The organism is Desulfogranum aggregans, assembly GCF_055398265.1.
The window spans coordinates 1,679,337-1,703,626 of the sequence record NZ_AP042447.1; the positions used below are offsets into that span (position 1 = coordinate 1,679,337).

24 protein-coding genes and 1 tRNA gene are annotated in these 24,290 nt (G+C 46.6%); 16 read left to right on the forward strand and 9 right to left on the reverse strand.

Going from position 1 to position 24,290, the window contains the following annotated elements:
* Positions 1-110: 110 nt before the first annotated feature.
* From ACZ52Z_RS07710 to ACZ52Z_RS07725, 4 genes are all read left to right on the forward strand, one after another.
* Positions 111-197 (forward strand) — tRNA-Leu (locus ACZ52Z_RS07710).
* A 114-nt stretch (positions 198-311) separates the two neighbouring features.
* A complete protein-coding gene (locus ACZ52Z_RS07715; RefSeq protein ID WP_464270168.1) occupies positions 312-1,418 on the forward strand; it encodes a tyrosine-type recombinase/integrase in 1,107 nt (368 codons plus the stop codon).
* 399 nt (positions 1,419-1,817) lie between these two features.
* Positions 1,818-2,078: a hypothetical protein gene (locus tag ACZ52Z_RS07720; RefSeq protein WP_464270169.1), complete on the forward strand. Its 261-nt coding sequence runs from the start codon at positions 1,818-1,820 to the stop codon at positions 2,076-2,078.
* A 168-nt stretch (positions 2,079-2,246) separates the two neighbouring features.
* Positions 2,247-3,412 (forward strand): IS3 family transposase gene (locus ACZ52Z_RS07725; RefSeq protein WP_464269325.1). Its coding sequence is split into 2 segments (ribosomal slippage): positions 2,247-2,502 and positions 2,502-3,412, totalling 1,167 coding nucleotides; the frame shifts between segments, so codons are not numbered across the junction.
* 624 nt (positions 3,413-4,036) lie between these two features.
* Here ACZ52Z_RS07725 and ACZ52Z_RS07730 read toward each other — a convergent pair.
* From ACZ52Z_RS07730 to ACZ52Z_RS07750, 5 genes are all read right to left on the reverse strand, one after another.
* Positions 4,037-4,672, reverse strand: coding sequence for a Crp/Fnr family transcriptional regulator (locus ACZ52Z_RS07730; protein WP_464270170.1), 636 nt, complete (start codon positions 4,670-4,672; stop codon positions 4,037-4,039).
* Between the two features lie 322 nt (positions 4,673-4,994).
* Positions 4,995-6,338 carry an SLC13 family permease gene (locus tag ACZ52Z_RS07735; RefSeq protein ID WP_464270171.1) on the reverse strand — a complete coding sequence of 448 codons (1,344 nt, stop codon included), beginning with the start codon at positions 6,336-6,338 and terminating at the stop codon, positions 4,995-4,997.
* Between the two features lie 172 nt (positions 6,339-6,510).
* Entirely contained in the window at positions 6,511-8,394 is a 1,884-nt protein-coding gene (locus tag ACZ52Z_RS07740; protein WP_464270172.1) for an aryl-sulfate sulfotransferase, read from the reverse strand.
* Between the two features lie 22 nt (positions 8,395-8,416).
* Positions 8,417-8,725, reverse strand: coding sequence for a thioredoxin family protein (locus ACZ52Z_RS07745; RefSeq protein WP_464270173.1), 309 nt, complete (start codon positions 8,723-8,725; stop codon positions 8,417-8,419).
* Positions 8,726-8,755: 30 nt separating this feature from the next.
* Entirely contained in the window at positions 8,756-9,682 is a 927-nt protein-coding gene (locus tag ACZ52Z_RS07750) for an NAD(P)/FAD-dependent oxidoreductase (protein ID WP_464270174.1), read from the reverse strand.
* A 1,010-nt stretch (positions 9,683-10,692) separates the two neighbouring features.
* On the opposite strand from ACZ52Z_RS07750, the gene ACZ52Z_RS07755 reads away from it, so the two are divergent.
* Both ACZ52Z_RS07755 and ACZ52Z_RS07760 read left to right on the forward strand, forming a co-directional pair.
* Positions 10,693-10,950, forward strand: coding sequence for a MarR family winged helix-turn-helix transcriptional regulator (locus tag ACZ52Z_RS07755; protein WP_464270175.1), 258 nt, complete (start codon positions 10,693-10,695; stop codon positions 10,948-10,950).
* Positions 10,951-10,995: 45 nt separating this feature from the next.
* Positions 10,996-11,139: a hypothetical protein gene (locus ACZ52Z_RS07760; protein WP_464270176.1), complete on the forward strand. Its 144-nt coding sequence runs from the start codon at positions 10,996-10,998 to the stop codon at positions 11,137-11,139.
* Positions 11,140-11,156: 17 nt separating this feature from the next.
* Here ACZ52Z_RS07760 and ACZ52Z_RS07765 read toward each other — a convergent pair whose 3' ends face one another.
* Positions 11,157-12,680: an IS5 family transposase gene (locus ACZ52Z_RS07765; protein WP_464270177.1), complete on the reverse strand. Its 1,524-nt coding sequence runs from the start codon at positions 12,678-12,680 to the stop codon at positions 11,157-11,159.
* Between the two features lie 163 nt (positions 12,681-12,843).
* Between ACZ52Z_RS07765 and ACZ52Z_RS07770 the strand changes: the two genes are divergently transcribed.
* Positions 12,844-13,662 carry an MFS transporter gene (locus ACZ52Z_RS07770; RefSeq protein WP_464270178.1) on the forward strand — a complete coding sequence of 273 codons (819 nt, stop codon included), beginning with the start codon at positions 12,844-12,846 and terminating at the stop codon, positions 13,660-13,662.
* Here ACZ52Z_RS07770 and ACZ52Z_RS07775 read toward each other — a convergent pair.
* Positions 13,625-14,836 carry an ISL3 family transposase gene (locus ACZ52Z_RS07775; protein ID WP_464268293.1) on the reverse strand — a complete coding sequence of 404 codons (1,212 nt, stop codon included), beginning with the start codon at positions 14,834-14,836 and terminating at the stop codon, positions 13,625-13,627. The genes ACZ52Z_RS07770 and ACZ52Z_RS07775 overlap by 38 nt on opposite strands.
* 152 nt (positions 14,837-14,988) lie before the next feature.
* Here ACZ52Z_RS07775 and ACZ52Z_RS07780 point away from each other — a divergent pair, with 152 nt between their 5' ends.
* Both ACZ52Z_RS07780 and ACZ52Z_RS07785 read left to right on the forward strand, forming a co-directional pair.
* Positions 14,989-15,582 (forward strand): MFS transporter, encoded by a 594-nt coding sequence (locus ACZ52Z_RS07780; protein WP_464270772.1) that lies wholly within the window; start codon positions 14,989-14,991, stop codon positions 15,580-15,582.
* A gap of 418 nt (positions 15,583-16,000) precedes the next feature.
* Complete coding sequence (locus ACZ52Z_RS07785) at positions 16,001-18,946, forward strand: hybrid sensor histidine kinase/response regulator (protein ID WP_464270179.1); 2,946 nt, start codon at positions 16,001-16,003, stop codon at positions 18,944-18,946.
* A gap of 632 nt (positions 18,947-19,578) precedes the next feature.
* Here ACZ52Z_RS07785 and ACZ52Z_RS07790 read toward each other — a convergent pair.
* Both ACZ52Z_RS07790 and ACZ52Z_RS07795 read right to left on the reverse strand, forming a co-directional pair.
* A complete protein-coding gene (locus ACZ52Z_RS07790; RefSeq protein WP_464270180.1) occupies positions 19,579-19,842 on the reverse strand; it encodes a HigA family addiction module antitoxin in 264 nt (87 codons plus the stop codon).
* A 109-nt stretch (positions 19,843-19,951) separates the two neighbouring features.
* Positions 19,952-20,512, reverse strand: a complete 561-nt coding sequence (locus tag ACZ52Z_RS07795; RefSeq protein WP_464270181.1) for a hypothetical protein — start codon at positions 20,510-20,512, stop codon at positions 19,952-19,954.
* Between the two features lie 134 nt (positions 20,513-20,646).
* On the opposite strand from ACZ52Z_RS07795, the gene ACZ52Z_RS07800 reads away from it, so the two are divergent.
* The 7 genes from ACZ52Z_RS07800 (at position 20,647) to ACZ52Z_RS07830 (ending at position 24,231) form a co-directional block, all read left to right on the forward strand.
* Positions 20,647-20,862: a helix-turn-helix transcriptional regulator gene (locus ACZ52Z_RS07800; RefSeq protein ID WP_464270773.1), complete on the forward strand. Its 216-nt coding sequence runs from the start codon at positions 20,647-20,649 to the stop codon at positions 20,860-20,862.
* Positions 20,852-21,175 carry a MerR family transcriptional regulator gene (locus tag ACZ52Z_RS07805; protein WP_464270182.1) on the forward strand — a complete coding sequence of 108 codons (324 nt, stop codon included), beginning with the start codon at positions 20,852-20,854 and terminating at the stop codon, positions 21,173-21,175. Before ACZ52Z_RS07800 ends, ACZ52Z_RS07805 begins: the two co-directional genes overlap by 11 nt.
* Positions 21,176-21,181: 6 nt before the next feature.
* Positions 21,182-22,075, forward strand: coding sequence for a plasmid replication initiator TrfA (gene trfA, locus ACZ52Z_RS07810; RefSeq protein ID WP_464270183.1), 894 nt, complete (start codon positions 21,182-21,184; stop codon positions 22,073-22,075).
* 243 nt (positions 22,076-22,318) lie between these two features.
* The gene (locus ACZ52Z_RS07815) at positions 22,319-22,861 is read left to right on the forward strand and encodes a sigma-70 RNA polymerase sigma factor region 4 domain-containing protein (protein ID WP_464270184.1); all 543 of its coding nucleotides are present in this window, start codon (positions 22,319-22,321) and stop codon (positions 22,859-22,861) included.
* Between the two features lie 61 nt (positions 22,862-22,922).
* A complete protein-coding gene (locus ACZ52Z_RS07820; RefSeq protein WP_464270185.1) occupies positions 22,923-23,252 on the forward strand; it encodes a hypothetical protein in 330 nt (109 codons plus the stop codon).
* Positions 23,253-23,312: 60 nt separating this feature from the next.
* The gene (locus tag ACZ52Z_RS07825; protein ID WP_464270186.1) at positions 23,313-23,927 is read left to right on the forward strand and encodes an OmpA family protein; all 615 of its coding nucleotides are present in this window, start codon (positions 23,313-23,315) and stop codon (positions 23,925-23,927) included.
* Positions 23,917-24,231, forward strand: a complete 315-nt coding sequence (locus ACZ52Z_RS07830) for a hypothetical protein (protein WP_464270187.1) — start codon at positions 23,917-23,919, stop codon at positions 24,229-24,231. Before ACZ52Z_RS07825 ends, ACZ52Z_RS07830 begins: the two co-directional genes overlap by 11 nt.
* The last annotated feature ends 59 nt before the right edge of the window (positions 24,232-24,290 follow it).

Here is a 24,290-nt window from a genome sequence, read left to right on the forward strand (position 1 = left end):
TTCTACTCCCTCTGTAGAACCCCCTCCTGCTGGTTGAGCATTTTTTTTATTTTTCCCCTCAAGAAACGCTTGACAAAAACCCGTTCTGCGAGCATATTCTCCCACGCATTGCCGAAGTGGCGGAATTGGTAGACGCGCTAGGTTCAGGGTCTAGTGAGGGTTCCCTCGTGGGAGTTCGACTCTCCCCTTCGGCACCATAAAAAAACAAGGCTTTATCCTTTAATTTCAAGGATAAAGCCTTTTTTTGTGCTTTTTGATGCCTCCCCGCAGCCTGCGTAATCTTGCTATCTTTAGCCCTTTTATGGTAAGTTTTGCTAAAAAAATGGAGCAAAAATGGAGCAAAAATGGCGCGGATCCAAAAACGGAAAAACAAACGAGGAGTGAGCTACCTGGCGACCATTCGGCGAAAAGGCTTTGAAACCGTTGCCAGAACTTTTGATACTAAAGGCGAAGCACTCGCTTGGGCTGCTACTGTTGAGCAAGATATGCTGGACCAACGGTATCAAAACCCACGCAAAGCTATGAGGACCACCCTCGGAGAAGCCTTAGAACGATATCTAACCACCATCTCATCAAAAAAAGCAATCAATACGCAGAAGCTTGAGGAAAGCGCTGCACGCCGATTAGTGGAGCAAATTGGAGCGAAAACACCCCTTGGTATGATTTCCTCCCAAACCGTAGCTAGGTACCGAGACCTTCGCCTCCAAGAGGTATCTGCCTATTCCGTTCGCCACGAACTCTCCTTACTTTCTCACCTTTTCACCAAAGCAAAAAAAGAATGGGCCATTGCGGTTGAAAACCCTGTGTCTGACATTGAACGCCCTGCCCCGCCGAGAGGGAGAACCCGATTCTTAACCGATCTTGAAGCCTCAAAGTTGCTTGAGTCCTCCCGTAAAGCAAGAAACTACCGATTTTATTATTATGTCCTCACTCTGCTGCATACCGGCATGAGGTCTTCCGAAGCCGCCGGGTTGTACTGGAATCAGGTGAACCTGAAAAAAAGAGTCATCTATTTGCCAGAGACAAAAAATAAAGATCCACGTTGGGTTCCGGTAACCAAAGAACTTGCTAGAGAATTAAAAAACTTAAGAAACTTAAGCAAAGCGGGTAATGACGATCCTGTTTTCCTGGACGCCAGTCGATTGCAGGGTGAACGAGCGAAGGCTCGGCCTGGAGTAAAATTCAGAGAAGCTTTTGATGTAGCAAAGAAAAGAGCCGGCCTGCCTGATATTCACATGCATGACCTCCGACACACAGCGGCAAGCCACCTAATTATGTCAGGGGTAGACATCCGCACCCTTGCGGACATACTTGGTCACAGAACTTTGCAGATGGTGCAGCGATACACCCACCTCCTCCATGACCATAAGTTAGCTGCAATAGATAAAATTGGTCTACTGGGCCAGTCAAAGGATTAACGTAATGCCAGCAAGCAATCTACCTCTACTATCCTTCAAGCTGAGTCAAGACCTTTGTCGAAAAGCAACTACGTTTGCCTTAAGCCTCATAACTCCTATAAAATTTCTCAGCACGTTTTTTCCTCCTCATGCCTATCATTTAACCACTCAGCGACTGGGTGTATAAGAGAGGGCGCAGTTGGGAAACAAACAACCGAAAGAGGCTTTCGTAAACGAAGACCGAGTCAAAGAGCTAGAAGCTTAACAAAGTCATTTCGGCGAATCAATACTGCAGATTCTCCGAAACAGCTACTATCCGGATAGCCCTTAAAAATCTCGGTTTCAACGATCATTTAAAGCAACGCCGCTCCTCCTCGCTGGATTTTGAGTACCGCGAAATACATCACTCAAGTAACCGTATTGAAAATTAAATTACGAATTAAACATCATTTTTATTCCTTTTTTGCTCCAATTCACCCTGCAGTCACCTTTCTTCATGCAAACGCCAGTATAGATCCGATGTCGCAGCTGGAAATTCAAACCTTCGACATGGCAAGGTTAATAGACGGTGAAAATGCGGCGGTTAACCTTTTTCCATTTCCGAAGTTACCCCCTAATGAAGGTAATCTGAACAAGATTATGATGCCGAAAACGGTAGCAGGTAACCCATTTGAAGTATGACTTAATCTTATTCAGCAATTTCTGCGGAACATTAAACTGCTCCAGAAACTACGATCTTTAGTAAGCGTCAAAAGAAGTACACCCCGGTCTACACAATTCTCTGATGTGGTAGGAATTTAGTGGACACTTCCTTAGGAGTGAAATATCAAATCTTGAGGGAGGAAATCCATGAGTAAACGATCAAGACGTAACTACACAGATGAATTCAAAAATGAAGCGGTGAAACTGGTCACCGAGCAAGGCTACTCTATAGCAGAAGCTGCACGTAATTTAGGTGTGAACGCAAACCTGCTTGGCCGGTGGAAGAGGGAATCGGAGCAGCCGAATGATGATAATCAATCACCAGGTCAGCTGACAGCAATGCAAGCCGAACTCAAACGCCTTCGCAAAGAAAACAAGCAGCTCAAAATGGAGCGTGAAATTTTAAAAAAGGCAGCGGTCTTCTTCGCAAAGGAAAAGGAGTAAGGTATCAGTTTATCGATGCCGAGAAGAAGGCCTACCCAATCTCCAACTTGTGTGATGTAATGGGCGTGAGTCGCAGTGGTTATTACTCTTGGTGTTCAAGGGGTAAATCAAATCGCCAGAGAGAGCGAGAACGGCTCATCCCCAAAGTAAAAGTAATTCATGAGCGCGCCAGAGGCTCATATGGGGCAAGGAGGATCTCTGAGGAGCTAACCGCGACAGGTGAATCCTGTGGGCGAACCAAAGCCGCAACCCTTATGCAATTGGCTAATATTTCAGCTAAGCAGAAAAGGAAATTCAAAGCGACAACAGACAGCAAGCATAATCTTCCGGTAGCCCCAAATTTACTCAAACGCAATTTTGCCATTTCTCAGCCAGACAGGGCTTATTGCTCTGATATTACCTATATTTGGACTGCTGAGGGCTGGCTCTACCTTGCTGTTGTAATTGATTTGTATTCCAGAAGAGTTGTTGGTTGGTCTCTCAGCAAAAGAATGAAAAAACAGTTGGTCATCAATGCTTTGCAAATGGCAATTTTCCGCCGCCGCCCCGAGCCAGGACTTATTTTTCACTCAGATCGGGGCAGTCAGTACTGTAGCCATAGTTTTCAAAAACTTCTCACTACAAGCCAGATGAAAAGCAGCATGAGCCGCAAAGGAGATTGCTGGGACAATAGTGTCGCGGAAAGTTTTTTTGGCAGTCTCAAAACTGAGCGAATTTTTGATTATCCCTACCCGAACAGGGAAGAGGCAAAGAGTGATGTGATTGATTACATTGAGATGTTTTACAACAGCAATAGACTGCATTCTTACCTGGGCTATCTCAGCCCTGCAGAATTCGAAAAACAAATGGAATTTAAAAAAGCCGCCTAAGAAAAGTGTCCATTTTTACTTGACCACGTCAATAAAAGGTGGGGTAGAATTTGCGCTTACAATAATACTAGCATTACCTTTTTGCAGAAAATCTTGGGGGAGGAGGTGGCGGATTGTTGGCAATCATTTTGTGGAACCATCACGCTGAAGGAACCCATGCAATTAGCGCCAGGACGGGTTACCAGTATCACGTTTTAGAGCAGGAAATTGGGCGGCTGAAATTGACAGAGCGAATGGAAATAACTGGTTGATGGGATTCAGCCATCACCCCCTACCAGAGATGTGCTATATGGCAGCATGGCTATCATGGCAGAAAGAATGCCTTAGATGCCTCCAGGTTATTCCCAATCAAATGAAATAATAACAGGGGGGGGCAAACCAGAATGGCACTAATTTAGGCATTAATAATGAAAACCGTCACCAGCTATCTGCTTGTTATTGCATCTGTATGAAACTGAAATTAATCTTAAACTTGTAGCATTCTGGATAAACCACAAATTTTATCAGAAAAATACAGAAGGCTTCTGGTTCATAAACAATAGTAGAAAACTTAAGTTTGAGTGTCGTTACGGGCCTAAGAGATGTTCTTTAGAAAATTCTTCTCTGCGGCTACTTCAGATCAAATCAGACCCTGATGTTATCCATTCCGTCCCTTTGCAGTATATCGAGATCTTTCACCCAGATTTTACCCCGCTCCGTCTCTATTGCTCCAAGGTCGCGGAGAACTGCCATGGCTCGTATCGCTGATTCCGTCGTTGTCCCGGCGAGCTCGGCAATTTCAGCATTTGTAAAAAAAAGTGGGGCTCCAAATTTAGTGGAAAGGGTCTTGAGCACACGCATAATACGGAACTCAACTTTTTTTTCCATCTGGTCGAAGATTCTGGAGATGGTGCTATCCAAGGCCGGTGCCACATAGGAGATGATATGGATGAGAAATTCAGGATGTGATTCGATGAACTGCATATATTGAGCCCGACTCATTTGCAGACAACGGGTGTCTTTTGCCGCCTCGGCGATGAATTGCCGTGGCTCTTTCATGAATGGACTCAAAATGTTGTATGGCTCGCCCTTCTTGGCGAGCAGGAAGGTGATTCGCTTACCGCTCTCAGAGATTGCGCTGACTTTCAACAGTCCGCAGGATACGATATAAATTTCACCTGTGTTTTTGTTACCCTGCGAAATGATGGTTCCCTTCGGGTAACAACACTCCCTGGTCGCTTCTGCAAGCGCGATCAGGGTCTTTTCTTCTGCCTCCCTCAAGAATCTGGAGCTCCGGAAAAGCTCTATTTTCCCCTCTGTACTCAGCTCAACCATGCATTCCCAAAGTAGCTCCGGTGGTTTTGGTTTTTCCGCTTCGATTTTTTGCAGCTTGGACGGTAAGGTGATGTGAAATGTACTCAATTATCTAAGAAATGGAAATAGTAGAGAGGAATCGGCAGCAGGGTTTTGCCGTGATATGGCCCCCCCTGCTGCTCGAAAAAAAAGAGGCTCACTCCGCCTGAATATTTCACGTGTAAATATTCAGGCTTGCACAGGAAGCGGCACCTCCTGTTCTGCAATTATGACAAAGACCCATTTTTATTTAATAAACGCCAATTATCTTCCAGTATCCTACGCCGACGGTCATGATACAGGTGATGCTCAGCAACATTTTCCCGCCATACCCGAGAAAAAAATCTTTCATGGTGATATAACCGTAAGAAAAAACAATAAGTACCAATACATATTCGTATGGCAGAAGCACCTGCTCAAGCCCCTGAACAAAGGAGAAGACACCGATGTTCGGCTCAAGCCCGACATTTTGCGCAATCTGGGCGGCCGGCATGGTAAGTGTAGCCTGTCCAGCGAGAGGAGTCAGAACGAAATTCACGAGGACACCAAAAAGCCATAACATACCGAGGGTGTACGCCTTAGCTCCAGAAAGTAGCGGCGTTACAGAATTTGCAATATATGCCCCACCGCCGCTAGCCGCCCCGGCCATCCCAATGGACATACAGCCGGCCACAAAGAGGAAAAGCGGATAATTGACGTTAGAGAGTTGTTCCTTTTTTCCAATACCGAGTATCGGAAGATAAAAAATTGATGCAGAGATACAGAATATCCAGCCTATGTATTTGGTGTTTTTCGCACAGAGCACAAGTGTCAGGATAATAACGACTGAAGAGAAAACTTCCTGCCAGGTTATCTTGCCCAATTCTTGGAGTTTGCTTTTAAAATATTCTTTGGTCTCTAACTTTTTCTCAGGTTTGAACAAAACAAGGACAATTATCGTAGAAAGAAAAAAGAAAATAGTCTGCGGTATCATGAAAAGCTTTATATACTCCATGAATTCGATTTGCAGTCCCGATGTCCCCCACGGGAAATATGCCTGATTCAAATAGTAATTATATGCAGAATTCAGTGCTGCATACGACGCAGCAATCATCAGGCCGGCGCCTGCACGTGAACCCGGACTGAGATCGAGTGATTTACACATGCCATAAACAAAGGTTGCGATGACAATGGTCCGTGTCGCGATATCCGGAATCAAAAAGCAGAGAACAAAGCCTATGAGCATGATACCAAAGACGAGCCCTGCAAAGCTTTTCCCGGTCACGGTGAGTATGCCGTAAGAAATCCGGTTGAGTAGCTTCGTCTCTTCCAGCGCCAGAGATAACATCATGCCACCAATAATGATGTAGGGTATATGCATAGTTAAAGGTTTGAATGCAACAGCAGGTTCTATACCAACTACAAAAATATAGAGTAGCGGAAAGAGGAGAGAATAGATAACCATTGGCAGCAGGTCTAAAGCTGCCAGCAAAATAGGAAATAAGGTACAGACAAAAAACAGTTTAATTTCCAGGGTGAAAACATCCGTCGTCGGGATGAGAAAGATAAGGATCGGGACGAGGAAAGCTATCGTCCATTTTACTCTGATAGACATGGCGCGGTCCTTTTATTTCAAGAAAATGATTTATATGAAAATAGATCGAAGCTCCAGGCGTACTATTGACGCAGTGCGGATTTTCATTATTTCTTTGTGGCTGAGGCTTATGGTCCAGCCATGCTGGTTATGCCCCCCCCTCCCCGATACGATATCAGGGAGGGGGATTCTATTACATCAGAATGGAAACACCAGTATCGTATTTTTTGTCGTTAATGATCAATTTGACAGCAAGCTTTCCTTTGCTGAGTCCGATTTTGCTAACATTCATCTTCAAGTCTCGATCATCATCTTCAAGAAATGCACCGGAGCACATGGCGAGGTGCCAGACGGCAGAGGTGTTGATGAAATAGTTGTGGCTCTTTTCCGGGCCTTCAAGACAGAGCATCACAAGGGTGCCACGTTCAAATTTACCATGGAATACCAATCGGTCCTCATCTTCTTCAATGATAATATTGTGCCATGAATCCGGTTGCTCAATGACTTCTTCTGCCTCAGCAACTGTGTCGAACTCTGGCGTGACATCAAGGTTGCCAAGCAGCTGTCCCGGACCGAAGGAGAGGTTGTCGCCGTCGTGGTAGATCGGCAGCTTTTCAGCCCGGTAAAAGTTGCCTTCTGTTTCCATTTCATAGAGGACAATGCCATCTTTTTCCTCCACGGTAATAGAACGGAGTTCGACAGCAGGATCACTAGTATCGAGAAAGGGGCCCAGTTCGTCTGCGGCAACACCGTCTTTAAAGCCAACGCCACCAGAATGAATCATGTAGTGGCCATCCGCATAGTATTCAACATTACAGATGTAGGGGGAGAAAAACTCCTGTCCCCGTTCCTTGCCGTACTGCCAAACCTGTTCGATCTCCATTTTGTCTGTATCGATACGGTAGCGTACGCCGCGGGAGAAATTTTCGCGGTTTTTGATATAGTCGTCTTTTGATTTTGCCCGGTATTGACCGTTATCAAAACACATTACGTCACCTTCCGGAGTAATCAGGCATGCATGTTGTTCGTACTGCCAGTCAAAATTTTGGACATCGCCTACAGGGGTAAAGAAATATTTGTCAACGAGTTCCTGGGGCCAACCTTTGGGGTCGCCCAACATCCAGTTCAGTTTCCCTGTCTCATAATCGATGTTAATGATGATATCCTGGTGCCGCCCGGAAAGGGAAAGCGAGTGGGTCTTCTTGTCGTACCAGACTGCGTTGTTGTGGAACCAGTCATGGGCATCCTGAGAGCCAGATCCACCGACATCCTGAGGAATTACGTCCTTGTAATCCCAGGAGCGTAGTATCTCGCCACTGTTGCGATCAACGAGCACACACATATCTTCCACAGTATCAGAAGAAAAGTCCTGGGTTAGGATCAACAGGTTACCATCCTCCATTTCAAACTGGTCATGGTGGTAATTACCTGGCAGTCTATACTCCTTGTAATGCTTACCCAGCATATCGATCTCGACGAGACCTGTGACATTGTATGGCATGTGGCAGAAGCGGCTGGAACCGGTAAGGATGTTGCCGTTGGCTGCACGTTTTATGTCGAACATGGTGTTAACGGTCAGCAGCCAGCGGATATCCCCTTTGTAATCATAGGCTGTGGGGAGATTTTTACCTGCCGGGCTGAGGAACATAAAATTATCCTGCAGATAATCCGCTGAAGTAGAGATGTTCCGACAGCGGCAGATATCGTCTGGCAGTTTGGGGGTGGTGATGGTCAAAGTTGACTCGGTTCCATCGGAAAGAGAGATGACAACCCTATTGGCGAAATCCTCATATAAACCGAGTACGGGCAGCTTATGCTCTTTGGCCGGACCAAAGGTGTGGCTCAGGTTTTCCCGCGCGTAACGCTTGCCGCAGACTGTTAAGGTGACTGCGACTTCTTTTTCAGTGCTGAACAAAACGAGAGCACAGAGCGGATTGATCAGATACGGGTTTTCAACAATAAAAGGATTCTCTATGGTGTAGTTGCCTTTACCATACTCGTCGAGAAACGCTTTTTCCGCTTTTGTCTGGCGGGTGATCAAGTGGTCTTCGCTGGTGTAGGTTACTTTATTGTACATTTTCTGCTCCTTATGGTTGGTATCAGCTCAAGGCTTCAATCTCTTTTACAATTGCCGGCTTCTGTTTGAGACCGGAGAGACGATTCACTTCTTCCCCGTCTTTCATAAAGAGCATGGTGGGAAATCCCTTGACGCCAAGCTGCTCCTTCAGTTCCTTGTTCTCGTCAAAATCGATGGTAAATATCTTGAAATCGGGTTTCATTTTGTCGATGTCCTTGAGGACAAAAGAGAGCATTTTGCATGGACCGCACGTCTTGGAGTAAAACTTCACCAACATGGGGCCGTTTTTTTCGAGAGTGTGGTATTGTTCTGTATTCAGTTCCTGAATCATTGTTGTTCCTCCCAACGAATTTTTAAAATATCAGTTTCGTAAACCCTCAACATATTTAGCGGCGCTGTTGGCAGCAATTGCGCCGTCGGAGCAGGCTGTAACAATCTGACGGAGCTTTTTAGAGGTGATATCTCCCGCTCCGTATATCCCTTCAACTCTGGTGTTCATTTCGTCGCCGACTTCGATGAAGCCAAATTTATTGGTTATGCCGAGGTTTTTGAAACTGTCGGTTGTCGCTTCCAGACCGATGTATTCAAAAACTCCGTCACATTTGACATAACGCTCGGTAGCATCTTCCTTTGTGGATTTAAAGCGTACCCCTTCAAGAGCCTCGTCTCCGGTGAACTCGAGGACCTCTTGATAGGGATAGATGGTGACATTGTCCTGTGATCTGAGCTGCTCACAGGCTTTGGGATCGGCGGTCAGATCGAACATCGTGACGATGGTAAGCGAGGTTGTGATTCCTGCGAGGTAAAGGGACTCTTCAACAGCAGAGTTGCCGCCGCCGATGACAACTACATTCTTGTCCCGATACTGTGCGCCGTCACAGATTGCACACCAGCTTATACCGTCTGCAGCGAACTGCTCCTCACCGGAAACGCCAAGCCTACGGGGTACCGTTCCGGTTGCGATGATAACAGTCCGGGTCTCATAGACGGTACCGTCCTCTTCGCAAATAACAGTCTTACTCTGGCCGTTGTCTTTAATCTCCAGTACCGTTTTGTAGTCAAATTCAACCCCGAGTTCCTGGGTATGCTCAAACATCTGCATACTGAGTTCGGCACCATTGATCTTTCCGGTCCCCGTATAGTTTTCGATTTCATTGGTGTTGACCATCTGTCCGCCTGGTGAAAGCTTGTCGAGAATAAGTACTGACATGTTCGCCCTGATTGCGTAAATCGAGGCTGTCATCCCTGCAGGGCCAGCTCCTATTATGATGACATCGTAGGTTTTCATAATTGTCTCCCAAAAAATTTATGCGATACTGCTGTAAAATGTTAAGCGTCCGTGGGACAGTTCAGTTGTCTCGGTTTTTTATGTGATTCAAGCCCAAAGGGTATAAAACCCATAACTAGGATGTTCATAACAGTAGCGTGGTGTCATTATTCTGGTCCAGCTGGTAGACCTAAACCGTGCTGTTGTGTTGGGGTTGTTTTACAAATGACGGCATAAGGCTTCTATGACGGCTGTCATAAAGGACCTATATTTGATGCTTTAAGGGTGAAAATTCGGCAATGAATATGACGACCGTCATATTAAGATCTGAAAATTGTACCTTTTGCTGTGAAGAGATGACTGTCTATAAGAAAATAGTCGGCAATGTTTTTTCTGGGGAAGGAGACGTTGAATTATTTTAATTTTGAAAATGAAGTGATATGAAAGAGGTAGATACGGAGGTTGCCAGATGATATCTCATCAAAAATAAGGCTGGACGTGGATTTTACATGCACCTATTCATACATAGCAAGCCCTTCGATTTATCCGGCACCGAGTTATTGTCAAATGTGTTGTACTAGGGTCAGGCAGCTTTCCTTTCTGGTTGATCGGTAACTCGTACTCCATCTTTGACAATAACTCGCTCTTGCTTTCCCAACATGGACAAGTGTCACTCTGTGACCTCTGGCCTAGTTAGCTCCTGGCTCATAGATACACTTTGTATATGCCCCCCTCTTAACAAAGGGAGGTATCTCGGCAGTGAATCTTCGTATTCTTTTTTCGTGGATAAAAAATGCTCAGCTTATTTTTTCTTCCTTGTTCCTTTTGAGTTTACCTCAACCAACTGAAATATTATTTTTTCAAGAACATTCGCCTAGTGAATAAGCAATATGGAATCACTCGTCACCATTGAAAAGAAAACTTCGCTTGAGCTAAAACTCTTCTAAAAGAGCAGGATAACCTTGTCTTCCGATAGATATTGACCTACAGTTGACGCGTCAACAGTTGACTAGTCAACAAATGGAGGTGTAATGCAAACACAAAACCATCAATCGTTCGGGTTTTACATCAATATGCTCTTTCGCCTGAGCAAAGTAAATATCGAACCTATGGCGCAAAGTCTCGGTCTGACTGGCAGTCAGATTCCGTTTATGGCAGCAATCTATCAAAACTCTGGGATAAGCCAGGGTGAGCTTTCATCCATGTTTTATATCGATAAAGCTGCAACCGCCCGGCAGCTTGGCAAACTTGAGAGTTCCGGGTTTGTTTATCGCGAGGTAGACCCTTAAAACCGCAGAAAAAACAAAGTATATCCCACCGAGCATGCCCTGAATTTGAAAGAGAATTTCTGGAACATGCTCCATGAAAGTAACCAGCGCTCACTTGATGGTCTAAGCGAACAGGAGCGTAAACAGTTCAGGGAGTTAATCGCCAAGGCTATTCACAATCAGCTCAAGTACTACCAGCAAGACAATTAGGGCTTGCTGAATAACGATTAGCCGCTTACGGCTTCGATGGCAACGACCCCGGCCAAAAGGCAAGCAAAGTTATGAGGCGCCCACCAAACATTCGCAAATCGAGCTTTTGTTCTTTGAAAAAATAATAAAACGACGATGGCCAGCCACCGTTTCAGGTTCATTACCAAGAAACTGATCATGATTGCGGTTTCACTGGTACATGACAGCTTGGTCATGATCCGGTTCAAACTATAGCGGCGTTTGCCTTGACCGAACTTGCCCTCAACCGCATTTCTGTCAATTTCATCCTGCCTGGCCTGCTGTTTTGCTGCTTGGAGTGCTTTGGCATTTTCCTGGGTTACTTTTGGCGGTCGGCCAAGCCTGGGGCCAGACAACCGAATCTGGTGGTGCTTGCAATATCGGCGGTTTTCGCGGTTACGATAAATTTTATCGGCATGCACCGATTCCGGGTAGCAACCATATCGCGTACGATACGCCTCGATTTGAGCAATAAGGTCACAACTTTCATTGTAGTTGTCCCAGCTGATATGGTCGACAAAGCTGATGCCGTGCACAAGGCTGATACTGATTTTGGCCCCGAACTCAGTGTCAGCAGCAGCTTTACCACGCTTGATCGGTCGAACATGCGGTTGACTAATGCTGACAATACGGCCATCAATACGATGACTGCGGTTCTCGTACATCCACTGTTGTTGGCGGTATACCTCAGAAATCACCAGCAGCTCTTTATAATGGCGACGGCCGAGCAGTGTAAATCCTTGATGCTCACCAAGTTGATCAATGGAGTTGAGATTGCGCCGCAGATACCCTAATTGCCGACGGAGGCACTTTCGAATCTTTTTGCGACTCATCCGCTTGTCTTTGGCAATAGACAAAAATTGTCTTCTGGCTCGTTGGCGGTAGGTGCGCGGCTTTTTATATCCTCGTCCTCTGGCTTCATGCAGGATATCAATGATCTGCTCGCTCTTTTCACGGGCCTTGTTGAGGAGTTTGATATCGGTAGGATAGGTGATATCCGCAGGAGCACATGTGGCATCCACCAGCAACTGGCCGCTGTTGCGAGATGGTTTTTGGTCGCTCGTCGTCTCGGTATCGCTTCCTGGGGGTGTTTGGCCGGGTGCCGGTGGGTCCTGATCTCCGTGCATCTTCTCTGCAATGGCATTGTTGACCTCGCTCAACACATCTGCCGGAAAGCGTTTACGGAAATGGACAAACATGGAGGCATCAAACGGCGGCATGGTGATGAAAGACTTGAGCCCGCAAAAGTACTGCAGATACGGATTTTCCGTGATCTGCTCAACGCATAATCTGTCACTGACACCTAGTTCTTCTTTGATGATCAGTGCGGCGAGGGCCATTCTCACAGAGAGAGCCGGGTGCCCGGTACCGGATTTCGAGAAATTTTCCCTATAGCGTTCTTCGAACTGCACCCAGGGGATCAAGGCAGATAATTTAACCCATTTGTTGTCAGGTGCCAGCTCTCCATGAAAGGGTAGTGAAAATTCAGGGAGTTCGAGCTGCTTCTGATTATGCTTGTACATGGTGTTACTGTCGGAAGGTGCAAGGGTTTTGGAAGGTGTCAGCCGTTTTCTGTGCACTTACGACGCCGATTATACTATTTTTTAACCACAAAATCATGGTCTTGCTTGTTGCTCAGCAAGCCCCAATTAGTAATAACTTTTTTTCTTAACAGCCTTTATAACAATGCTCGCTATTCAGTCTCAGAAATACGGTATAACCCTGCTCACCATTTGCCTCGTTCAGTTTATCACTCCATTTATGGCCGCAGGTGTCAATGTTGCCCTGCCTGCCATAGGAACCCATTTTCAGGCCTCAACTTTTCAGCTGAGCCTTGCATCTATGCTTTACATTCTCGGGCTGGGCTGTCTGCTGCTCCCCTCCGGTCAACTTGCAGATATTTACGGACGTAAAAAAATATTTTTTGTTGGGATCTCCACTTTTATACTGACTTCGACAATAATTATTTTCAGCCGGAATATCCTGTTTTTCCTGGTTATGAGATTGCTGCAGGGGATGTCCACCGCTCTTATTACCACCGCTACTTTTGCGATTCTCTCTTCGGTCGTGCCACAGGAGCACAGGGGTAGAAGTATGGGTTTGGTCATTGCTTCGATTTATGCAGGATTATCAGCCGGGCCTGCTTTGGGCGGTTTTCTAGTTTCGTATATCAACTGGCAATTTTTATTTATTTTCAGTGCAGCTTTCGCTGTGATAGGTCTTTTTTTATCCGTTCTTGTCTTAAAGGGGGAATGGTGGGGCAATAGATCACAACAGTTTGATTTTTCAGGCAGTCTGTTATTTGCTTTGACCATCTTCTGCCTGACAGTCGGTATCACAGGTAAAGAATTGATTGGCGGTTGGGCTCCATTTCTGATCTCGTTTGGACTAATAGGAATAATATGCTTTTTTATGCTTGAACGTCGAGTTTGCTCGCCCGTACTACCGGTAAACTTTCGGGTCTTTGTCATAGTTGCAGAACAGGGGGTGAAGCTTCCTGTCTGATTTTTAAATAAAGGTAGTCGAGGTCACGGTAGCCGCATGCCCGTTTTACGATCCTGCTGATTGTAGCATTGAATGCCTCGAGTTTTGCAGAAGTGACCCTGTGTTTAATCCAAGCCAGAATCTCTTTTCTGTCTCGATCTACCCCTTTAGCGAACTTCACCAAGGGCTTTAATTCGGTTTCCTTGGCCCATTCAATCCAGTTGTCGAGAAATTTTGAAGCCCATTTGGGGCGAACATAGGTCCACAAGGTACTGAACGCATCTTTAAGGAGATAGGCCTGCAACAAGGATTCATTGGCTTCAAATAATGCTGCCAACCTGTCGCACTGGTTACCTTTCAGGTTCTGTGCGTTACGGAGCAAATTAAAACGCTGCCCTTTTATGAAACGTTTTTCATCCTTGTTTGCATTGCGCCATTCATTGCGTCGAACCTCGTCAACAGCGGTATTGAGATTGGCAACGATATGAAACTTGTCATAAACAATCTGTGCTTTAGGTGCATACTCTTCGACAACAGCTTTATAGGCCCCGGCCCTGTCGATACCAACTGCTTTTATCTTCTTGATTTGCCGAGGAGAGAGCTTTTGAAAAAAAGACTCCAGAGATTTTTTCTTTTTACCTTCAGCAAGGTGCAGGATTTCGCCGGTATCGCCATTCATCACGACTGTCATGTATGAGTGGCCTGAGCCAATTGATTTTTCATCAATTAAAAGAACTCGCAGATTATCCAGGTCTGGTTGTGGTAAATGTTTGGCCAGTATCCTTTTGTCCCATCTCCTGGCAGTGCTAGTTGAAATAGGCAGGAAATATGGGACCTTATTGGCTGGCATAAACCTGCAGAGTTTACACACATAGTGCATCAGTCGTTTGGTGGCATGAGCATAACCCTCAACACCAGGTGGATGAAGAGTAAAGTGGGCTTTACAATGATTGCAATATCCCTGTAGAGCCTCATAATGAACCATGACGAGATTGACCGGCCCAATGGGCAGGTCATATGCTATTTGTGAAACTTTTCTGTTCAACCCGGCTTTTCGTATGCAGTGAGGACAGTAAATGGTGAGCCGTTTATCTCGGTGAAGCTTGATAACGGCCACTTCTGGCAACACTTTCATTTCCTGGATGACCCAGCCTGGAAAATCGTATAAACAGCGTAATGAGGGGTGATTGGACATAACTGAAACCTTCCATGATCAAATAATGTGAGAAACTATCTGATATGGATGAGTTTTCAGCCAGTCAACCCCTCTTTACTTTCTGCAACTATGACAAAGACCCAAACTTTCTTCTATCCAACAGTGCACTCAGTTTAAGTGCAGTAGCTGCAATGCTCAATTATGCGGCAAGCTTTGGTATCATCTTCTTTTTCAGTCTCTATTTGCAGAACGTGAAAGGGTCGTCGCCCCAAAGCGCTGGAATGTTACTCATGATACAGACCCTTGTGCAATGCGTCCTGTCTCCAGGGGCCGGCAAACTTGCAGACCGAATCTACCCAGGAAAGCTCGCAACCATGGGGATGGCCCTTTGCGGTGTTTCACTCTTTCTTGCAACCAATATAGAGCCTGACAGCTCTCTTATCCTGATAGTGCTCATCTTCATCATAATGGGACTCGGATTCGCTCTTTTCTCTTCACCAAATACCACCTTGATCATGAACTCCGTGCCGAAAGAGCTGTATGGTATGGCTTCCAGCCTCACTGCAATCATGAGAAATCTTGGCATGCTAATCAGTATGGCGATTTCAACCTATCTGATTGAACGCTTTATGGGACATGCAGCACTTACAGCAGAAACCGTTGGAACTTTCATGATCAGTATGCAATGGGGAATGGCCTTTTTCGCAGGTATCAGTTGCATCGGTATGATCTGTTCAGCTGGCAGGTTTAAAGAGAAAAAAGAAAATGGAAGTGGCTTCGAATAGTCACGATTGGGTGTGAAATAATGAAGCTTGATATTTTTACTTGCAAGATTTTGCAGGTAAAAATATTGGAATTATCGGAATATTTTTGAAAATTTAGCATAATCAGTTTTTTTCTTTCACGATGATGGATAGTTCGTTTATTGAAAAGGTAACCATGTTGAAGGCCTGATAATTTTTGTGATTACTTAAATGAACATTATTTCCTATCCATGTTCCATTCAATGCAAAGATGTGGGGAGATTTTACAGAACCACCTACTATTTCCGAAGTGAGACAGGAAATAATGCTAATTTATCTATCTTGGTGAAATCATAACCGTGCCAGTGTGCTTCTAAAATACGTCTCAATACTGTCAAATAATTCGACAACCCTCTGACTTTCATGGTAAATTTACCAATCGATTGAAGTCAAAAAAAATATGATTTTCTATGGAGTTTTAAATAAATACATGAGACTTTCAAAGAAATTCTTAAGGCACCGGGACGCTGCAAAAGTTGTCTTCATATATATTCTGTTTGGATCTTCATGGATTTATTTTTCTGATACTATAGTAGGTTGGCTAGTTCACGATGAAAAAATTATAACCAATATAGGTATTTTCAAAGGATTATTTTTTATTGTATTTACCTCCTGTCTTCTATTTTTCCTCATTGTTCGACTGCAGAATAAAATCAATCAATCAACAAATGAATTACGAAAAAATGAAGAACGGTTTCGACTTCTCGTTAAAAACTCCTCAGACAGTTTAGTAATCGTCAATGCAGATGGCAGCCAAAAGTACGTCAGTCCAGCATCGGAAAGGATGACAGGGTTCCCGGTCAGTGAGCTTGAAGGGAGGACGCTAGATACCATCATACACCCGGATGACATAGCCAATGTTATGGCAGCGTGGGATGAGGTTATGGCAAACCCTGAAAAGGTAATCACAGTACAGTATCGACATATTCATAAAACCGACGGGTGGGTATATTCGGAAGCAATTGCCCAGAATTTTCTAAATGAACCTGCGATTAACGGAGTAATCGCCAGTGTAAGGGATATCACCAAGCAAAAAGAATCTGCAGACTTGTTGAGCCTACGCGAGTCATATCTTTCTGCAATAATAGAAAATCTACCTGGTCTAATATGGTTGAAAGACAATGAAGGAAGATTCTTGACAGTAAATTCTGAATTTGCGAAATCCTGTGGCTTGAATGATCCCCAGCTTTTGATTGGCAAAACTGATTTGGATATTTGGCCAAAATATCTGGCAAAGAAATATATTGCAGATGATACGGAAGTTTTAAGATCAAAAAAAACACTCATCAAAGAAGAAGTCTTTTTTAACAAAGGTCAAACAAGATGGTTTGAAACATCTAAAGCGCCAGTAATTGACAACCAAGAGATTGTTATTGGTTCTACCGGTTATGCTTGCGATATAACAGACCGAAAGCGGGCGGAAGATGAACTGAAATCAAATTATGCACTGCTTCAGATTGCTAGCGAAACCGCCAAATTCGGTGGTTGGAGCGCCGATTTGGAAAAGAATATCTGCACATGGTCCGATGCTGTTGCAGAAATTCACGATGTTCCCCATGGGTATTCACCACCTGTGCAGGAAGCCATAAACTTCTACGCTCCGAAATGGCGAGAACAGATTACACGGTGCTTCAACGCCTGTGTCAAAGAGGGCACATCCTACGATGAAGAAATGGAGATCATCACACAACAAGGAAAGCATATCTGGGTAAGAACAACCGGCAAGGCAGTGAAAAATGAAAAAGGCGAGATCATCAAAGTGCAAGGTTCTTTTCAGGATATCACTAGTAAAAAGCAGGCAGATAAAGCCTTGCGGGAGAGCGAAGAAAAACTACAGGCGCTGTTTTCATCGATGACTGAGATGGTGGTTATGCATGAACTTTTATTTGATGACAAAGGTCTGCCTTGTAATTACCGAATTCTGGATTGCAATAAGGCCTTTTGCCGGATAACCAAAATCAAAAAAGAAACAGCTATTGGCAAGACAGCCACCCAAGTTTATAAAACCGATTCAGCTCCGTACATAGATATATATGCCAAAGTTGCTCTGTCGGGTGAACCGTTTGAATTTGTTACTCACTACGCCTCCATGAATAAACATTTTCTTGTTTCTGTAGTTTCTCCCCGAAAGAATTTTTTTGCCACGATTACTTCTGATATCACCGAAATCAAGCGGGCTGAAGCGGAAAAAGAAAACCTTCAAGAACAGCTTAATCAGGCCCAAAAGATGGAATCGGTTGGTCGTCTGGCTGGCGGCATAGCCCATGACTTTAATAACATGCTAGGTGTAATTCTAGGCTATGCTGAGCTGGCCCTCAATAAGATAGATCCTGCGTCGCCACTTTATAGCAATCTGCAGAGGATTCACCAAGCCGGTGAGCGTTCAGCCGACCTGACACGACAGCTGCTGGCCTTTGCCCGCAAGCAGACCATTGCTCCCAAGGTCATAGATATAAACGACACAGTGGAAGAGATGCTCAATATGCTCCGTCGGCTGATTGGTGAGGATATCGACCTGCTCTGGCACCCTGGTAGAAACCTCCAACGGGTCAAGATCGACCCCTCACAGGTCAACCAGCTCCTCGCTAATCTCTGCATCAACGCCCGAGATGCCATTGAGGGAGTGGGCAAGATTATCATAGAAACAGGTGTAAAAAGCATTGATAACGACTATTGCCATGACCACTTGGAGTCTCAACCTGGAGACTACGTACTACTCGCGGTTAGCGACGATGGTTGTGGGATGGACAAAAAAACTCTAAGTCATATCTTTGAACCTTTTTTTACCACCAAGGAAAAAGGTCAAGGTACCGGCCTAGGGCTGGCATCGATTTATGGCATAGTGAAGCAGAATAACGGTTTCATTAACGTCTATAGCGAGCCGGATCAAGGGACGACATTTAAAATCTATTTACCAGTGTATGGTACAAAATCATTCGAAGCGTCCGAAAAAGAGTATGACCTACGCACAGAACACGGAAACGAGACCATTCTCCTTGTGGAGGATGAGCCGGCTATTTTGGAAATGACCACCACGATGCTGGGAAGTCTTGGTTATACAGTGATAGCAGCCTCTACCCCTGGCGAGGCTATCCGCCTGGCTCATGAATATCAGGGACGGATCGACCTGTTGATGACCGATGTTGTGATGCCAGAAATGAATGGCCGGGAGTTAGTCATAAACCTTCTCTCCCACTACCCAGATCTCAAACGTCTGTTTATGTCCGGCTACACAGCGAACGTCATCGCCCAGCATGGCGTGCTGGACGAAGGCGTGCACTTCATTCAAAAACCTTTTTCAATGAAGGACCTGGCAAGGAAGTTGCGGGAACTTCTGGAAGGCTGACATGTTAATTTTGTCAAAATGGTTCCCGGTAGAATATCGCATCAACTCGGACTGGCAATTTCGCTATTTTTCACAGTAAGCCAGTTATGCAGAATAAGGACTGCTTCACCTGTTTTTAAAGGGGATATGGATAAAAGTTCAGTGGTGCAAATCCCGCTTGAGCCTGATCTTAATGGTAACCTTACCATATCGAAGTTCTGAATATCCTGCCGCCACTTGAAGTTGATATTCTTCCGGTCCAGGTATTGGGAGTAGCATGTTGGATAATTGCCGGATGACAAATTGGCATCGGTTCGGAGGTAACCGGTGCTTTTACCCCGATCTCTTTTGTTGGGTGGGTAGGTATCACGATCGCTGAGCCGAAGAGTCGAAATTGATGTACAAAAAAGCTACTAACACACAGGCAATGATGATGAAGCCCCTTTCTCAGCAATTTTCCCGAATATGAGGCATCCAGGCAGGGCATACAGTTTCCTGATCGGCTTGATTCCCCCGCATACTTCGACGGAAGCAAACAAGCGGGGGATAGTGGTATTCCAGACAGTTCAATCTGAGATTACGAACAAGAGTTATACTGAAGGCTGAAAACTTTTGCTCTGGGGCTTCTGGTAACGTTTGACTTCTCTTTTTATCTACTGCCCTACCATGTCTTTTGCAACTTTCATATTGTACCTCAGTTGCAGATTGAGCCAAAACTCAGGTTCAATTCCAAAATATTGCCCAAGTCTCAAGGCAGTGTCAGCTGTTATCTCCCTTTTCCCATGAACAATCTGATTGACCCGATTTGGCGGTACATTGAGATCTCTAGCTAATTGAGCCTGAGATATACCCATAGGCTCCATAAATTCTTCAAACAGGACTTCACCAGGGGTGATAGGAGGTAATTTCTTATTCATTTTTACCTCAATGATAATCTACTATTTCAACATTCCGTGCATTTCCGTCAATCCATTGGAAGCAGATTCGCCACTCGTTGATATTGCACTTCAGGATGTTGCAAACATATTAACTAGCGCCCCACCTCTTTTCCAACCCGCTTATCCGCTTTTCCAGGTCTGCAATTCGTTGCTTGAGGACCTGGTTCTCCTTGCTCTGCTTCGATGCCTCATACAGGACATCGATAAACCCTTCCAGCATCTCACTATATACATCCTGAGCGGAGAGTATATCATTCACCTTCTGGCTTTTTTCTCTATACTGTGGGCCAGCATGATACCTCGACCCATCCTCCCTAACGAGTAGCGTACGATCTGGCAGATCTATCGCCAGTGGTTTCGATTCTCTTGGAGTTGCATCTTCAGATGTATCATCTCTCGGGGATGGAGGAGCGCCGGTTTCTAACAAACTCCGCCCCAGAGCAAGCATTTCTTCATAGGTCAGCTGGAAATGCTCCGCTATCTTTGAACGAACCTCCTCAGATCCAGGTTTTCGCCCTTTTATAATCGCACTGAGATAGCCCTTATCAATCTGTTGTTGCCTTGCGAGTCTACTTTGCGCACCCCTCCCCCCTTTTTCTAACAAATGAACGAGTGCAGCCTGAAAATTGTCTGAAATCGATTGTGCCATAAGGCAAATCCTAGAGCATATGCTCAACTTTTAAAAGGATGGAATACCCATTCGGCAAAACATTCTCATTTTTCAGTTGACTTAAAAGTCTACCTATGGGTATTAAGTAGACCATTAGTTCTACTAAAAAGAGGATCACACAAAAAGAGATAGCCCTATCAGCCAACATTAGTCCAGACTTCCTCTCCCACATTATTCGCGGGAGGCGTCGCTGTCCACGAGACGCGGCTCTACGGCTCGAGAAAGTCACAGGCATAAGCAAAGTAGTCTGGGTATGGGGGACACCAGAAGAAATTCGTTCTGCTGTGCATAACTATAAACATCAGCAAGGACAAATAAATGGATATTGAAGCGAGACTGGCTGCCATCGAGGAGATGCAGAACAAGATCCTTGCCCTGCTATCAAATCCTCAACCGAAATCGCTGCCACTCATGAACCTCAAAGAGGCCGCTGATTACGTTGGGTATTCCTATCACCACTTCAGACGACTTGCTGTCGAGCAGAGAATGATTCCTTTCTCCCGACCATCAGGCCAGCAAAAAGGGAAATTGCTCTTTAAGAAGGCAGATTTAGACCAGTTCATAACAGATTCTACTAAGGAAAACTACCCATCGCTTTCCGCAGGAAGAAAAAGAAAGTCCAAAAAAATCAGCTTCTGGTAGGCCACGATGAAGAATCCAAGAGACATGGACCTTCCTCCAGGCATTGAGAAGTTGCCGCACGAGCTGCAGGAAAAGATTAAGCGATGCATCGCACACTCTCCCCTGCCCAAGTGGCCTGAACATTCCCGCGGGATGCCCAATATCTTCCTCAGATCCTCCCTCTTTGCCATCATCCAACGGGGGCACAGAGAGGCAGTGAAAGGGGAAAAGATCGAATCCGTTCACGGGATCACTATCCGCTATACCGGATGGCGCCTTGACCAGAGCGACCTCGATGTCCTGGCCCATGCATACCACCTGGTCTCAAACAATACAACCGCCACCGGCGGAGATTACATCCAAATCACCGCCAAAGGATTCCTGCGAGGACTGGGGCGCACGGCCGGTAAATCAGGCCGGGAGTGGCTCAAGGACGCCCTGAGAAGGCTCTCTGCCTCAGCGGTCGAAATCACCTTTGAGATCACCGATCAGTGCCGGAACGAGACCTACACCTATGTCGGCTCGCTGATTGATGAGTTTTGCCACAATGAACAGAGCCACACCTACTACCTCAAATGCAACAGCCGGCTGGTCAAGGTCTTTGAGGCAGGCTGGACACAGCTGCAATGGCAGCAACGACTGAGCCTCCGCACCAGCCTGGCAAAGTGGCTCCACGGCTTTTATTCCAGCCACCGCGAACCCTATTGCCTGAAAGTGATCACCATCAAGCGTCTCTGTGGCTCACGGTGCCGCCGACTCTCCGATTACCGAGGCAAACTCCGTCTCGCCCTGGATGAGCTGGTCATTGTCGGCGCCCTGCTCTCTTGGATCATCGATGAGAGTGACAAGGTGCATGTGCAGAAATGCGTCCTCTTTGCGTCTCGGGAAGGGGGGCATAGCAGTCGCACCGAGGGGGCATAGCGATCGCAACCAGGGGGCATAGCAGTCGCATGAGGGGGGCATAACGGTCGTAACCCGGGGGCATAGCGGTCGTAGCCGGGGGCATAGAGGTCGCACCCCAGGGGGCATAGCAGTCGCACGAGGGGGGCATAGAGGTCGTAAGGGCTCGAAAAAAACAACGCATAAGAGGCTGACATTACATGAAATCGAGAACAAGCCGAATTTCGCTAATCTTTTTTAATCTCTTTATAATCTTTTAAGGCCATGACACGCACCGACATATGGAACATCGCCATCCTGTGGACCAAGTCCCATGGAGTGCTCATCCGCTGTGTGGCCGCTCCCTACCGACCCTATATGGGGTGTAGCGCGCACGACATCGAGGGTGAGGCCCTCCTGACGGCCTATCTCACCCTCCGTGGCCTGCTCGACAGCGAGAAAGACCTGTCGCTCATGGACCGCTATTTTCGGGTTGTTTTCCGCTCTCGCTGTATCCACATGACCCTGGGGATCAAAGTGGCCCATGGACTTGATATCGAGCAAATACGGATCCCACTGGATAAAGAACAGCCACTCGACCCGGCGTTGGATCAACAGCTGATCGAAACCGCCCTCCGTTCTCTCACCAGACGGCAGCGACAAGTGGCTCAGTGGATATTACACCAGGAAACCCCAGCAAGTGTAGACCTGATTGGTCAGCACTTTGGCATCACCGCCAGAGGGGTACGAAGACTCATCAATACTGCAATAGATCGGATCGAACATGGACATCACCGAGTATGCCCAGCAGTCTCAGCTCACACGTAAGATCTTACGCTGGATGGTCACCAAGGAAGTGATCCAGAACCCTCTCCAGGAGAGCGATATCGTGGGTTTGCAACTCCTTGAAAAAGTGTGGGCCAAACAGGAGATCATTCGCAGCCAGCTGGCCAAGTACCCGATGCAACGCCGGTTGCGTTTACTGGAAGGTTCCCAGTTCGAGACCAAGTGGGAACGGTACGCCTATGGCCGCTACTGTAACCTTGAGCCGGGGAAGCGACTGGCCATGAAACAGCTCATCGCCGAGATTGCAACCACCTTTGGTTTCACTCCTGGCTACCGAGAGGTCAAGCGCCTCTATAAGGTCCGAGAGAGAGCGTACAACAAGCGCAAGTCGCTTCGTAAAAAGCAACAGCCCAGCGACGTGGAAGTTGAGTAAAAAACTACAAATAAAGAAAAAGAAACAACGTTTCTTTTATTTGGAAAAGACGGAGGGTCTATGCAGCGTAACGTGTTAGTACCGGGGCTCGCGCTCGTGGCAGCCACCAGCATGCTCCTGCCGGCCACAACCACCGGGGCGGAGATGGCCATTAGGCAGGAAGGATATCTCTACCAGCTACCCCATTGCCAACCCCTCATTGCCGAGACCTTTGTCATCGGCCCTGCTCCCAGCGCACAGCCTCCCCAGGAGCCAGCACAGTCGCCAGCACCGGGTCCTGCTCCAACGCCAGCGGTTTTTACTGATCCACTGACCATCTATTTCCCCATCGACAGCGCCACCGTCGACCCAGAAAAAAGAAGCAAACTGCTCGCCAGATTGCAGGAGCTGGATGTTGCTCCAGAGGCGCCGCTGGTGGTCACCGGATACACCTGCAATAAAGGTCCGGCCACCTTCAACCGTTGGCTCTCCCGCCAACGTGCACAAACGATTGCCCGGCTCCTTGAGGAGACGGGGTATACGGTCGCCCGGGTGAAGGGGATGAGTGACGCCGACCTGGTCAGCACCCGTTACCCATCGCTCAACCGCCGGGTTGAGATTACAGCCTTGCCCAATATCCCTGCCGCTGACAGGCAGATCCACCATTCCCATCAAGGAGGAAACCATGAACAGTGAACCCCACACCCGGAAAATCACCCTCGTCACCGCGCTCACCCTTGCCTGCCTGGTTGTGGCCAGCAATGCCCTGGCCCTGACCACCCCGGCGACCGGCTCTTTTGCCTACGACCTCTACGATATCGGGGTCAACCAGATGCTGCTCGGCCCCATCGGCTTTGTCGGCGGTTGCGGGGTAATGGTGCTGGCCGCCATCCTGGCCATCCGCCAGATGCTGTTGCCGGCAGCAGGGGCGGTCCTTGGCGGGGCCTTTCTCCTCAAGGCCGATACCGTAGTCCAATCCGTCGGGGCCCTTATCTCCTAACCTTCACGAGGCGCTGTTCCTGGAGGCTTATCGGGAGTCTCCAGGAGGCGATAACACGA